Annotated in this window: 11 protein-coding genes; 8 read left to right on the top strand and 3 right to left on the bottom strand. The window is 58.0% G+C overall.

Annotated features, from left to right (window positions below):
• Positions 1-210 precede the first annotated feature (210 nt).
• A complete protein-coding gene (locus ACR0J2_RS11050) occupies positions 211-1,080 on the top strand; it encodes a DMT family transporter (RefSeq protein ID WP_170613559.1) in 870 nt (289 codons plus the stop codon).
• On the opposite strand, the gene ACR0J2_RS11055 is transcribed toward ACR0J2_RS11050, so the two are convergent.
• Entirely contained in the window at positions 1,065-1,871 is an 807-nt protein-coding gene (locus ACR0J2_RS11055; protein WP_480812581.1) for a putative rhamnosyl transferase, read from the bottom strand. The two genes, ACR0J2_RS11050 and ACR0J2_RS11055, sit on opposite strands and share 16 nt — an antisense overlap.
• Before the next feature lie 368 nt (positions 1,872-2,239).
• On the opposite strand from ACR0J2_RS11055, the gene rpsL reads away from it, so the two are divergent.
• From rpsL to ACR0J2_RS11080, 5 genes are all read left to right on the top strand, one after another.
• A complete protein-coding gene (gene rpsL, locus ACR0J2_RS11060; RefSeq protein ID WP_005621086.1) occupies positions 2,240-2,611 on the top strand; it encodes a 30S ribosomal protein S12 in 372 nt (123 codons plus the stop codon).
• A 15-nt stretch (positions 2,612-2,626) separates the two neighbouring features.
• Positions 2,627-3,097 (top strand): 30S ribosomal protein S7, encoded by a 471-nt coding sequence (rpsG, locus tag ACR0J2_RS11065; protein WP_039529242.1) that lies wholly within the window; start codon positions 2,627-2,629, stop codon positions 3,095-3,097.
• Positions 3,098-3,115: 18 nt separating this feature from the next.
• Entirely contained in the window at positions 3,116-5,233 is a 2,118-nt protein-coding gene (gene fusA, locus ACR0J2_RS11070; protein WP_170613555.1) for an elongation factor G, read from the top strand.
• 60 nt (positions 5,234-5,293) lie between these two features.
• The gene (tuf, locus tag ACR0J2_RS11075) at positions 5,294-6,469 is read left to right on the top strand and encodes an elongation factor Tu (RefSeq protein ID WP_170805981.1); all 1,176 of its coding nucleotides are present in this window, start codon (positions 5,294-5,296) and stop codon (positions 6,467-6,469) included.
• 242 nt (positions 6,470-6,711) lie between these two features.
• Positions 6,712-8,424, top strand: a complete 1,713-nt coding sequence (locus ACR0J2_RS11080; protein WP_480812582.1) for an amidohydrolase — start codon at positions 6,712-6,714, stop codon at positions 8,422-8,424.
• 218 nt (positions 8,425-8,642) lie between these two features.
• Here the strand turns inward: ACR0J2_RS11080 and ACR0J2_RS11085 are convergent, their stop codons facing one another.
• Complete coding sequence (locus tag ACR0J2_RS11085; RefSeq protein WP_480812583.1) at positions 8,643-9,899, bottom strand: tetratricopeptide repeat protein; 1,257 nt, start codon at positions 9,897-9,899, stop codon at positions 8,643-8,645.
• Between the two features lie 237 nt (positions 9,900-10,136).
• Here ACR0J2_RS11085 and ACR0J2_RS11090 point away from each other — a divergent pair, with 237 nt between their 5' ends.
• The gene (locus tag ACR0J2_RS11090) at positions 10,137-11,075 is read left to right on the top strand and encodes a transferrin-binding protein-like solute binding protein (RefSeq protein ID WP_480812584.1); all 939 of its coding nucleotides are present in this window, start codon (positions 10,137-10,139) and stop codon (positions 11,073-11,075) included.
• A 131-nt stretch (positions 11,076-11,206) separates the two neighbouring features.
• On the opposite strand, the gene rpe is transcribed toward ACR0J2_RS11090, so the two are convergent.
• Positions 11,207-11,893 carry a ribulose-phosphate 3-epimerase gene (gene rpe / locus ACR0J2_RS11095; protein WP_480812585.1) on the bottom strand — a complete coding sequence of 229 codons (687 nt, stop codon included), beginning with the start codon at positions 11,891-11,893 and terminating at the stop codon, positions 11,207-11,209.
• A 207-nt stretch (positions 11,894-12,100) separates the two neighbouring features.
• Here rpe and phnC point away from each other — a divergent pair, with 207 nt between their 5' ends.
• Positions 12,101-12,922, top strand: a complete 822-nt coding sequence (gene phnC / locus ACR0J2_RS11100) for a phosphonate ABC transporter ATP-binding protein (RefSeq protein ID WP_480812586.1) — start codon at positions 12,101-12,103, stop codon at positions 12,920-12,922.
• Positions 12,923-12,978 lie beyond the last annotated feature (56 nt).

Genomic DNA, 12,978 nt, shown 5'->3' on the forward strand with positions numbered 1-12,978 from the left:
GCGCGGTCGTCGCATGAACATGAACTTCGATAAGCGGGTTCCAACTTTGGGCTGTAATCAATTGGTGTGTTTTTCAAGCCTCCGCAGGGGCATGCTGAACACTGGTTGCCAACGCAGCCGGATGACCTTTCGGCGTCACTGGTATGAGTTGACAAAACTGGTCCCAAAAGCGCCAATGCCTCGATTGATTTGAGACCGGGCCTGATTGAAATGACCCCAAACCTAAAAGGCGCCTTGCTGATGATGGGCAGCATGGCTGCGTTTACCGTGAATGACACGCTGGTGAAGGTGGCGCTTGATGATTTGCCGCTGTTTCAACTGGTTGCGTTGCGCGGGTTGCTGGCCTCGTGTCTGGTGTTCATTCTCGCCCGGCATCTTGGGGCGTTGCACCTGAATTTCTCGCACCATGACAAGTGGCTGGTCGCGCTGCGCTGTCTCAGCGAATTGTCGGCAACGTTCTTTTTCCTGACAGCGCTGAAGCATATGCCGCTGGCGAATGTCACTGCCGTGCTGCAGGCGCTTCCGCTGACGGTCACCCTTGGCGCCGCGCTTTTCTTTTCCGAGCATATCGGTTGGCGGCGAATTACCGCGATCGCCATGGGCTTTGCCGGAATGTTGCTGATCGTCCGTCCCGGCCCGGACGGGTTCAGTATCTATGCGCTTTATGCGCTGATCGCTGTTGCTTCGGTCACGGCGCGCGATCTGATCACGCGGCGTATGTCGGCGGATGTGCCATCGATGGTTGTGACATTGGCGACATCGTTTTCGATCACGACCGCGGCCGCGGTTGCTTCGGTCGTTGAAGGATGGGTGCCAGTCACGGCCGGCTCTGGCCTGCTGGTTGCATCGGCCGCGGTATTTGTTCTGATGGGGTACTTGTTGAGCGTCATGGTGATGCGGGTTGGTGAGGTCGGATTTGTCGCGCCCTTCCGGTATTCCAGCCTGATCTGGGCGCTGGGGTTAGGCTGGACCGTTTTCGGCGACTGGCCGGATGCCGTGACAATGCTTGGCGCAGCTCTGGTCGTTGGCGCGGGCCTGTTTACACTGTTCCGCGAGCGGTCGCATCAACCGGCGGAATGAACCCGCCGAACGACGTTTTGATCAATGGCAAAGCGCGCAACGAACTCGCCTTCCTGTTCGGGGCTGAGGTCTGACAGACCGGCCCTGCTTTTGCGGGTCTGGGGCGAGTCGTTGAACTGATTCAGTGAACGCACCCACATGGGCGCGTCCGGATAGCTGACAACGGGCATGCGCCGAGCGATCTTGTTGTGGGCGAAATTCATGATCGTCAGCGGGCAACCGCCCTGAACGTGCATTCCCAATCCGGCGGTGACGAGATCGCTGTATACATTCAACGCCCGAATACCTATCGCGTCCATGCGGGCCAGAAATCCGTTGTTGAAATCAATGCCGACCGCAGGGTTGTTTTCAAAAAGTACCCGGCAATCCTGCGCCGCAAGACGAAGCCGTTCGACGAAGTCGACGGAAACGGCGTCATCGTCATCATGGCGAAACTGCAGGCAGGGTTGGTCCGGGTCCTGACGTGCAGCGTTCAGGATATCCTGCATGACCCTGCGATGTCGGGCAGGCTTTCTTTCGATGATCCGGACCTGACGAATGTTGGCCGTCAGGTCTTGCAGCCGGTCACGGGCCTGTGTGGGCATGCAGTCCCCGATCACGATCAGAAGCTGGAAATCTTCATCGGTCTGTTCCCGAAAACAGGGCAGGGTGCTGGATTCGAACAGCCTGAACCGTTCTTCCAGCCGCCTGGGACTGTAAAGATAACGCCGCCTGTCCTCCGGGGTCTTGTGTTCGATCTGAAAACCGCCGAGGGCTGGATAGGAAAAGCGGCACAGGCCGATGACTTGCATTGGATGTCCGGAAGCTAGGGTCTTGCCGGGACTATGCCCCTGCATTAGGTGCATCGCAAGCGGCAGACCGCTCCTTTGTCGCGGCCGCGAAAGCCGGTTTGACAGGGCACTGTTGACACTTGGGCCGACTCCCCCTATTACGCGCGTCATCTCGGTACCGGGGGCCGCCCCATAACCGATTTCAGTAATGAACTGGTCAAGGCCCGGACAATTTTGCAGTTCGCGCCCTCTGATAACAAACCGCGACGTTCACCTCGGAATGGGAACGCTCGCGGGTTTTGCGCTTGTGGACGCATGAGTGCAGCAAGTTTAACCGCACGCAACGCGCGTGCATGTCATGTGTGTTGCAAAACGGGGAAGAAACCGGAATGCCAACTATTCAACAGCTGATCCGCAAGCCGCGGCAGCCGAAAGTAAAACGCTCGAAGTCCATGCACCTGGAGCAGTGCCCGCAGAAACGCGGCGTCTGCACACGTGTTTACACCACCACACCGAAGAAGCCGAACTCGGCTATGCGTAAGGTTGCCAAGGTGCGCCTGACCAACGGGTTCGAGGTCATCTCGTACATCCCGGGTGAAAGCCACAACCTGCAGGAACACTCGGTTGTTCTGATCCGTGGCGGCCGTGTGAAAGACCTTCCCGGTGTGCGTTACCACATCCTGCGCGGTGTTCTGGATACTCAGGGCGTCAAAGATCGTAAGCAACGCCGTTCGAAATACGGCGCGAAGCGTCCCAAGTAAGAAGGAGAGGCTGATATGTCACGTCGTCACGCCGCCGAAAAACGCGAAGTCCTGCCTGACGCCAAATTTGGCGACAAGGTACTGACCAAATTCATGAACAACCTGATGATCGACGGCAAGAAGTCGGTCGCAGAGCGCATCGTTTACAACGCATTTGACCGCGTTGAGAACAAGATCAAGCGCGCCCCGGTCGAAGTGTTCCACGAAGCGCTCGACAACATCAAACCGTCGGTCGAGGTTCGCTCGCGCCGGGTTGGTGGTGCAACCTATCAGGTTCCGGTCGAAGTGCGCCCCGAGCGCCGCGAAGCTCTGGCCATCCGCTGGCTCATCACTGCTGCGCGCGGCCGCAACGAAAACACCATGGAAGAGCGCCTTGCAGGCGAACTGCTGGACGCCGTTCAGTCCCGCGGTACCGCCGTCAAGAAACGCGAAGACACCCACAAGATGGCCGAGGCGAACAAAGCCTTCAGCCATTACCGTTGGTAATCCCAGAGGCTTATCCAAATGGCACGCGAATATCCGCTCGAACTATACCGCAACTTCGGTATCATGGCGCACATCGACGCAGGTAAGACCACCTGCTCGGAGCGTATCCTGTATTACACTGGTAAATCCCACAACATCGGTGAGGTGCACGATGGTGCAGCCACCATGGATTGGATGGAGCAGGAGCAGGAACGCGGCATCACCATCACTTCGGCTGCGACCACCACCTTCTGGGAGCGCACCGAGGACGGTCAGACCGCCGATACCCCCAAGCACCGCCTGAACATCATCGACACCCCCGGCCACGTCGACTTCACCATCGAAGTCGAACGCTCGCTGGCGGTTCTCGACGGTGCCGTCTGCGTTCTGGACGCAAACGCCGGTGTTGAGCCCCAAACCGAAACCGTGTGGCGTCAGGCTGACCGCTACAAGGTCCCGCGTATGGTTTTCGTCAACAAGATGGACAAGATCGGCGCAGACTTCTTTAACTGCGTTCGCATGATCGAAGACCGCACCGGCGCACGCGCTGTTCCGGTTGGTATTCCGATCGGCGCCGAGTCCGAACTGGAAGGCCTGATCGACCTGGTCACCATGGAAGAGTGGCTGTGGCAGGGTGAAGACCTTGGCGCAAGCTGGGTCAAGGCCCCGATCCGTGACAGCCTGAAAGACATGGCTGACGAATGGCGCGGCAAGATGATCGAAGCGGCCGTCGAAGAAGACGACGACGCGATGATGGCCTACCTGGAAGGCGAAGAGCCCGATGTTCCGACCCTGCGCAATCTTCTGCGCAAGGGCACGCTGGCGCTGCACTTCGTTCCGGTTCTGGGTGGTTCGGCGTTCAAGAACAAAGGTGTTCAGCCGCTGCTCAACGCTGTGATCGATTATCTGCCCAGCCCGCTGGACGTTGTCGATTACATGGGCTTCAAACCCGGCGACGAGGAAGAAGTTCGTAACATCGCACGTCGTGCCGACGACAACATGGCCTTCTCGGGCCTGGCGTTCAAAATCATGAACGACCCCTTCGTCGGTTCGCTGACCTTCACCCGGATCTATTCGGGTGTCATGAACAAGGGCGACTCGATCCTGAACTCGACCAAAGGCAAAAAAGAGCGCATCGGTCGTATGATGATGATGCACTCGAACAACCGGGAAGAGATCGAAGAAGCGTTTGCAGGCGACATCATCGCGCTGGCGGGTCTGAAAGACACCACCACCGGTGACACCCTGTGTGATGCGAAGGATCCGGTGGTTCTGGAAACCATGACCTTCCCCGATCCGGTGATCGAGATCGCGGTCGAGCCCAAAACCAAGGGCGACCAGGAGAAGATGTCCCAGGGTCTGGCCCGTCTGGCCGCCGAAGACCCGTCCTTCCGCGTGGAAACCGACCTGGAATCGGGTCAGACCATCATGAAGGGCATGGGCGAACTTCACCTGGACATCCTGGTGGACCGCCTGAAGCGCGAGTTCAAGGTCGAGGCGAACATCGGTGCGCCGCAGGTGGCTTACCGTGAAACCATCTCGATGCCTGTCGAGCACACCTACACCCACAAGAAACAGTCGGGTGGTTCGGGTCAGTTCGCGGAAGTCAAGCTGGAGATCCAGCCCACTGAGGCGGGCGAAGGCTATTCGTTCGAAAGCCGCATCGTTGGTGGTGCCGTTCCGAAGGAATACATCCCCGGCGTTGAAAAAGGCATCAACTCGGTCATGGACAGCGGCCCGCTGGCTGGCTTCCCCGTGATCGACTTCAAGGTTGCCCTGCTGGACGGTAAGTTCCACGACGTTGACTCGAGCGTTCTGGCGTTCGAAATCGCATCGCGGATGTGTATGCGTGAAGGCATGCGCAAAGCCGGCGCGAAACTGCTGGAACCGATCATGAAGGTCGAAGTGATCACCCCGGAAGAATACACCGGCGGTATCATCGGTGACCTGACCTCGCGTCGTGGCCAGGTGTCTGGACAAGAGCCGCGCGGCAACGCAATCGCGATCGACGCGTTTGTTCCGCTGGCGAACATGTTCGGCTACATCAACACCCTGCGTTCGATGTCGTCGGGCCGTGCCCAGTTCACCATGCAGTTCGACCACTACGATCCGGTTCCGCAGAACATCTCGGACGAGATCCAGGCGAAATACGCATAAGCGAAGATTTGAGGGAGCTCGGGTAACGGGCTCCCTTCATTACCGAAAAAGGAGGCCATCATGGCAAAGGAAAAGTTTGAGCGTACAAAACCGCACGTCAACATCGGCACGATTGGGCACGTTGACCACGGCAAGACGACGCTGACGGCGGCAATCACCAAGTATTTCGGTGACTTCAAAGCGTATGACCAGATTGACGGCGCGCCGGAAGAGAAAGCGCGCGGCATCACCATCTCGACCGCCCACGTGGAATACGAGACCGATGCGCGCCACTATGCGCACGTTGACTGCCCCGGCCACGCCGACTACGTCAAGAACATGATCACCGGTGCTGCCCAGATGGACGGCGCGATCCTGGTTGTGAACGCAGCTGACGGCCCGATGCCGCAGACCCGCGAGCACATCCTGCTGGGCCGCCAGGTTGGCATCCCGAAGATGGTCGTGTTCATGAACAAGGTTGACCAGGTCGACGACGAAGAGCTGCTGGAACTGGTTGAGATGGAAGTTCGCGAACTGCTGTCCAGCTACGACTACCCCGGCGACGACATTCCGATCATCGCAGGTTCAGCTCTGGCGGCGATGGAAGGCAACAACCCGGAAATCGGCGAAGCGAAGATCCGCGAACTGATGGCGGCTGTCGACGACTACATCGACACCCCCGAGCGCGCTGTTGATCAGCCGTTCCTGATGCCGATCGAAGACGTGTTCTCGATCTCGGGCCGTGGTACCGTTGTGACCGGTCGTGTTGAGCGTGGCGTGATCAACGTTGGCGACGAGATCGAAATCGTTGGTATCCGCGACACCGCGAAAACCACCTGCACCGGTGTGGAAATGTTCCGCAAGCTGCTGGACCGTGGTGAAGCCGGCGACAACATCGGCGCCCTGCTGCGCGGTGTTGACCGTGACGGTGTTGAGCGTGGCCAGGTTCTGTGTAAGCCGGGTTCGGTGACACCGCACACCAAGTTCGAAGCCGAAGCCTACATCCTGACCAAGGAAGAAGGCGGCCGTCACACCCCGTTCTTCGCGAACTACCGTCCGCAGTTCTACTTCCGTACGACTGACGTAACCGGCACCGTGACCCTGGCCGAAGGCACCGAGATGGTCATGCCCGGAGACAACGTGTCGTTCGGCGTTGAGCTGATCGCGCCGATCGCGATGGAGAACGGTCTGCGTTTCGCCATCCGCGAAGGCGGCCGCACCGTCGGCGCCGGCGTTGTGTCGAAGATCATCGAGTAATTCGCATCTGCGAAAAGCTACGGAAAGGGCGTCCTTCGGGGCGCCCTTTTTTTTGTTGTTTTTCCAGAGCCTTCTGTAATGCTAACTTCTTTCGTATTGAGACATTGCAATTAGAAAGAGGTCCTAAGATGCATTTTTCGGCGCGTTCAGTTTGTCTTGTCGCAGCAGTTGCTCTCTCAGCTACCTCGGCGTCTTCACAACAGATTGCAGATAAGATCTATCTCGGAGGGCCCATCGTAACGATGAACGATGGGGCTCCGTCCGCCGAAGTTGTCGCAGTTAAAGATGGGCGCATTCTTGCGGTTGGGTCGCTGTCTGACTTGTCGGCGCATCAGGGTGAAGAAACCGAAACCTATGATCTGGAAGGGCGCGCGATGCTTCCAGGTTTCGTAGACAGCCACGGGCATGTCGTTTTGGGGGGGGTGCAGGCTTTGTCCGCCAACCTTCTTGCGCCACCGGATGGAGAGGTCACTGATATCGCCAGTCTGCAATCCACACTGACAGACTGGGCCGAGGAGAATGCGCAGGCTGTCGAAAAGGTCAAAATGATCATCGGCTTTGGTTACGACAATGCGCAACTAAAGGAACTGCGCCACCCTACGCGGCAGGAGTTGGACATGGTGTCCGAGGACCTGCCCGTTGTCATTATTCATCAGTCTGGGCACCTGGGTGTAGCAAACTCGAAAGCCCTGGAGTTGGCAGGTATCACAGCGGCCTCAGAGGCTCCTCCGGGCGGTGTCATTCAACGCGATGAGGCCGGGGAACCAAATGGTGTTCTGGAAGAATACGCGTTCTTTTCGGTTCTGGTGCCGATATTGGGGAATCTGGGCGAGGAAGGTCTGGCGGCTTTTGCCAGAGCTGGGACCAAACTTTGGGCAAAGTTTGGATACACGACCGGGCAAGAAGGCCGGTCATCGGGTGAAATCGTCGAAGCTCTCAAGAAAGTTGCCAACGAAGAAGGGCTTCCTATCGACGTTGTCGCGTTTCCAGATGTTCTTGAGTCGAGGGAGTATATTGGCGCAAACACCTCGGCGGATTATGACAACCGGGTTCGGGTAGGTGGCTGCAAGCTGACAATTGACGGATCGCCGCAGGGCTTCACGGCTTTGCGGGACCGACCCTATTACGATCCGGTTGGAAACTATGCCGCCGGGTATGCAGGATACGCCGCCATCACAATGGAGCAACTCCAGGATGCCGTGAACTGGTGTTTCGAGAACGGTTTCCAGATCCTCGTACACTCCAACGGTGAAGGGGCATCGGACATGCTGATTGCGGCCCTCGAAGAGGCGCAGATCAAGTATGGGAATCCGGGCAACCGCCCTGTTCTGGTACACGGTCAGTTTCTGCGAGAAGATCAGGTCGCCAGCATTAAACGGTTAGGAGTGTTCCCGACGCTTTTCCCGATGCACACATTCTACTGGGGTGATTGGCATCGGGAACATACAGTCGGTCCAGTGAATGCCGACAATATCTCTCCAACAGGGCGGCTGCGAGAGCGGGACATGATATTCGGCACGCATCACGATGCCCCGGTCGCCTTTCCGGACAGTATGCGTGTCCTTGCGGCGACGGTTACACGTCGAACACGATCTGGTGACATTCTTGGGCCGCACCAGAGGGTTGATGTGATGACTGCGTTGAAAGCCATGACAATTTGGCCCGCCTGGCAACATTTCGAAGAAGATCAGAAGGGCTCAATCGAAGTTGGAAAAGTCGCCGATTTCGTCATTTTGTCCGACGATCCAACTGCTGTTGATCCCGAGAAGCTGGCCGAACTTGAAGTACTTGTGACCATAAAGGGGGACGAAGTTGTCTATGAGGCCGAAGACGGTATCAGGGAAGGCAATCTGCAATTCTCGCCGTTTTCGAATGATCCAGTAATCGCGCACCTTTTTCTGCATGCGGTTTATCAAGGGATGAAGGTCGAAACCCCATGGCTCGTGCGGAATTAACATGAGTTTTTTCGCGGAAAGCTGAGGCGTTTTGTCGAAGATCATCGAGTAAATCGCATCTGCGAAATGCTACGGAAAGGGCGCCCTGCGGGACGCCCTTTTTTGCTTCGTACACGGCCGAGACTTCTTCGCGAATGATCTCGGGGTGCGGACTCTGCTGAACATTAGGCCGTTCCACTCCTGCAAGCGGCTTGTCCTGCGGACGTGACCGCCCGACCTCAGAAACGCCGCTCGAAGCCCAGCTCAAACTCGGTTTCCATATAGCTGTAGGCCCTGATATCAGACTGAGTTCGGTTGTATTCCAGTTGCAGGAATGGCGAGAAGCCGTTGCCAAAAAACAGATCGTTTTTTTCGACCCTGACTGCCGTACCCCACGACGTCTCGTCCGGCGAGGCGGTGAGGATCGGGCTGGGTGATTGGAATATCTTGTTTTCAAGATAGACGGACGGACGAAACGTGAAGCCGCCGCGAGTGTCCACCTGTCCAAACAGGGTCAATCGCTTGCGCAAATAATTATCCAGATCGCCTTCAACAGACTTCTCCTGGATCAGTGCGCTCAACCCGATGGATCCCCGCCCGCCGATGGACCGGCGAACACCAAGTTCGGCCTGAAATTCATGACCGTCCAGCGCGCTGTTAGTCGGGTTGTGCAGGCGCGACGCGGACAGCAGACCAAAGACAGATCCCCCGAGCAGGTTTCTGCGTTCGAATGCGGTTTCCAGAGCGATGCGGTTCTCAAACACATTGCCGCCGACAAGTCGGGTCGAGAGGGCCGGCCCGAAAGACACGGTGGTCAACGGGGCGAGGGTGCGCAGACCGAACCTTCCAACGAAAATGTAGTCATCGTAGTTCGAGGTTCGCGCCTCGGTCACGTCAAACGCCAATGAGGCAAATGCAACGGTATCGAGGTTGGAAAAGGACAGGTCGACCGGTTTGCGGAAATTCGCCGCTCCGGTGACGCGCAGGCCGAGTTCGGTCGAGGTGTCGCGGTCCAACGTGAACGGCAGATTCAGCCCGAACAGGTTCAGTGTGATCTGGTCCGTGTCGTATTTGCGCGGATTGCCGACGGTGGTCAGGCCGAGGCTGAGATCCCAGTCGAACCCCCGGCGGGCGTCGATCTGCCGGATGTAGCTGAGAACACGGGCGCGCACAGGGTCCGGCAGATCGCCGGAAAGAACGACAAAGAACTCGTTTCGTGCCCGGTCCCACTGACGGGCCAGAAAGAATGCGCGGGCCAATTCCAGCCTGACCCGCACGAGATTCGGATTGGCCGCCAGTATCGAGGAGAACTTTTCGATTGCAGCTTGCGGTTGTCCGCGTTGCAGATCCGCAAGGCCGCTTAGAAACAAAGCTTCGATTTCCGTTTCGTCGACGAACGCAGCGACTGGAACTTTGTTTTCTGACTGGGCGCGGACCTCGGTATTGGGTAACAGGACAAACAGAAAGCTGAGGGCGGTAAGCAGAATACGGGTCAAGAACAAGCCTTTTTGGACGTCATCCGGCGCCAAAACGAAATTGAGCGGCCCGGTCTATTATTGTTGTTGCGGGAAACCATTTTTGCCGTGAAAACAAAATTGTGCGTCAATTCGGCCCACGGTGCCTGTCGCATTTTCAACAACAAGAACATCTCCTATAAATTGCACGGGCGGCATCACTTGCGCCGTATGGGTGAGTAACTAATGTGCCGTTAAAGATTTGACTATGGAGCAGTTATGAATTCCCAAACACGTTGCCTGATTGCAGCATTCATCCCCGTATTTTTCCTTGGCGCATGCGGCGGAGCCGCCGGTCTTGATTTTGATGGCGGTGGCGGTGGTGATTCGTCCTCTGGCGGTGGAAATTCCGCCGAAGGGCCGATTTCAACAACACCGGCCCAGAAAATCAATCTGCCGCAGGATGGCACCGCAACTTTGAACGGCAGGGCAGTCGTGCAGGCGTATTCGTCAAATCAGGCGAATGGTCAAGTCATCGTTCAAAACCAGACTGGCCCCATTCCATCGGATCTGACGCTGATTACAAGCGGCGGAAACATCGTTGCGGCGACGGCTGTTTCGGGGGGATCCAGTTTCATTCTGGACAGCCGCAATGGTGACAGGATTGATCAGGGTACGGCGGCGGTCACCTTCAACTCTCCGGATTTGAATTCCGGTGCAACCATTCTGGACCCAACCCGGACACGGTTCGAGTATCAGACCTTTGGCGCGTGGTTGCATGACCGGAACCAGCCGTCCGGTACTGCGGGCGCCGGGTCCTATGGCTCGGTTACGCCGACCGCCGACATTCCGCGCGGGCAGACCGCCAGCTATCAGGGTGCCAGCACCGGGATTGCACGGCGTGCCGACGGAACCCACTATCAGACGGTTTCCGAAGTCAATGTGTCGACAGATTTCTCCACCGTTTCGATGAGCAGCACCAATACCGTGGCAGACAGCCTGCTGGTCGGAGGGAGCACCGGTCTCGCCCCAGAGCTGGATTTCGCAGGTACCGGCAGCGTTTCGAACTCGGGGTTCGTGGCGAATGTCGCCGGTTCGGGAACCCGCGGTCAGGCACATGGTGTTTTCTACGGCCCCAATGCGGAAGAAGTTGGCGGGACATTCCAGACCACTGGCGCGAACGGTGTGTCTTATATTGGAGCGTTCGGCGCAGATTGATCACCCTGCAAGAGCCTTCCTGTGTAAAGGCTCTTGCTGTCAGGGCTGAATGCCGGTGTCCCAAGCCTGTTACATGCGGGCTTGGGTTTCGTTGCCAAGAGTTCCCCAGGGTTGTCTGGCCGCGATGACGCCTAGAGTGCGGAGTTTGCGGCGGCCCGGACTGCCAGAATGTTTGCACCGTATACTTCGGGTCGGGAGACCGAGCCGCCCTTGAATACGGCGGAACCGGCGACCAGTACGTCAGCCCCGGCGGCTGCGACCAACGGTGCCGTCTGGGGATCAACGCCGCCATCAATCTCGATGTGAACCGGGCGATCACCGATCATCTGCCGCAGGCGGCGGATCTTTGCGGTCATATCGATGAATTTCTGGCCACCAAATCCAGGGTTCACCGTCATGACGCAAACGAGGTCCGTCAGGTCCAGCAGATGCTCGACCGCCTCGGCAGGGGTTCCCGGGTTCAGCGCAACGCCAGCCTTCATCCCGGCGGCCCGGATCGCCTGCAAGGTGCGGTGCGTATGTGGGCCCGCCTCGACATGGGCGGTCAGGATGTCGGCACCCGCATCGGCATATGCCTGAATGTAGGGGTCGACCGGCGTGATCATCAGATGCACGTCCATCACTGTCTTCACATGCGGGCGGAATGCCTTTACCGCAGGCGGACCAAAGGTCAGGTTCGGCACAAAATGACCGTCCATCACATCGACATGCACCCAGTCGGCGCCCTGGGCCTCGATCGCCTGAATTTCTTGTCCGAAATTGGCGAAATCGGCGGACAGGATGGATGGGGCAATCTTGATGGAACGGTCAAAGCTCATGGCTGGCCTCGTGCGCAGGTAGGGTGTTGCCCGCGCATATAGCCGCGATTGATGCCAATGGGTAGGCCCAATCCCGCATTTGCGGGGCTTGGAGCCGGGTGGCCGATACTTGCAGCACGGATCGCAGTTACAAAACTTTCATCGAACCGACACATCCCCGTTGAGTGCCGTCTGTAGCTGGCCACCAACACGATTTGGGGGTGGCACGTGCTGCGTATCGAAAAACTGACCAAGCGATTTGGTGACAACGTTGCTGTCGATGCGGCAACGTTGGATGTGGACAAACCTTGCATGATCGGGATCATCGGCCGGTCCGGGGCGGGTAAATCGACGCTGTTGCGAATGCTCAACCGGTTAACCGATTCCAGCGATGGCCGCATCCTGTACGAAGACCGCGATGTTACCCGACTGAAAGGCCGGGAAAAACGGTCCTGGCAGGCCGAGTGCGCGATGATTTTCCAGCAGTTCAATCTGGTGCCGCGCATGGATGTCGTGTCGAACGTGCTGCACGGGACGCTGAACCGACACTCGACACTGGCGACGATATTCAACCTGTTTCCGATGGAGGATATCCATCGCGCTATCGACATACTGGATCGTCTTGGCATTGCCGAACATGCGCCAAAGCGGGCTGAGGCCCTGTCGGGGGGGCAGCAGCAACGCGTCGCCATCGCACGTGCCCTGATGCAGGACCCCAGGATCATACTGGCGGACGAACCCATCGCCTCGCTGGACCCGATGAATGCGCAGGTCGTGATGCAGGCCCTGCGCCGTATCCACGAAGAGGACGGCCGCACCGTCATCGCAAACCTTCACACGCTGGATACCGCGCGCCGCTATTGCGATCGCGTGGTTGGCATGCGCGACGGGCGCATCGTGTTTGACGGGTTGCCCGAGCAGCTGACCACCGGGGTTGCCCGCGAAATCTATGGCGCCGACGCCAGCTTCTCGGAAGAGGCGACATCGACCGAGATCGAAACGCTCGACGCCACCCAGAAGGCCCTGATGGAAGCCGAGGCCACCATCTGAGCCACCCCACCACCTTTCATCGCCCGGCCCGATGAGAGGTCGGGGTAATCAAACTG

Source organism: Ruegeria sp. CG4 (genome assembly GCF_056537185.1).

What these genes read in the sequence shown, in the direction of transcription:
- ACR0J2_RS11050 (WP_170613559.1), top strand. Translation starts at nt 211, where the DNA reads ATGACCCCAAACCTAAAAGGCGCCTTGCTGATGATGGGCAGCATGGCT.
- ACR0J2_RS11055 (WP_480812581.1), bottom strand. Translation starts at nt 1,871, where the DNA reads ATGCAAGTCATCGGCCTGTGCCGCTTTTCCTATCCAGCCCTCGGCGGT.
- rpsL (WP_005621086.1), top strand. Translation starts at nt 2,240, where the DNA reads ATGCCAACTATTCAACAGCTGATCCGCAAGCCGCGGCAGCCGAAAGTA.
- rpsG (WP_039529242.1), top strand. Translation starts at nt 2,627, where the DNA reads ATGTCACGTCGTCACGCCGCCGAAAAACGCGAAGTCCTGCCTGACGCC.
- fusA (WP_170613555.1), top strand. Translation starts at nt 3,116, where the DNA reads ATGGCACGCGAATATCCGCTCGAACTATACCGCAACTTCGGTATCATG.
- tuf (WP_170805981.1), top strand. Translation starts at nt 5,294, where the DNA reads ATGGCAAAGGAAAAGTTTGAGCGTACAAAACCGCACGTCAACATCGGC.
- ACR0J2_RS11080 (WP_480812582.1), top strand. Translation starts at nt 6,712, where the DNA reads ATGAACGATGGGGCTCCGTCCGCCGAAGTTGTCGCAGTTAAAGATGGG.
- ACR0J2_RS11090 (WP_480812584.1), top strand. Translation starts at nt 10,137, where the DNA reads ATGAATTCCCAAACACGTTGCCTGATTGCAGCATTCATCCCCGTATTT.
- rpe (WP_480812585.1), bottom strand. Translation starts at nt 11,893, where the DNA reads ATGAGCTTTGACCGTTCCATCAAGATTGCCCCATCCATCCTGTCCGCC.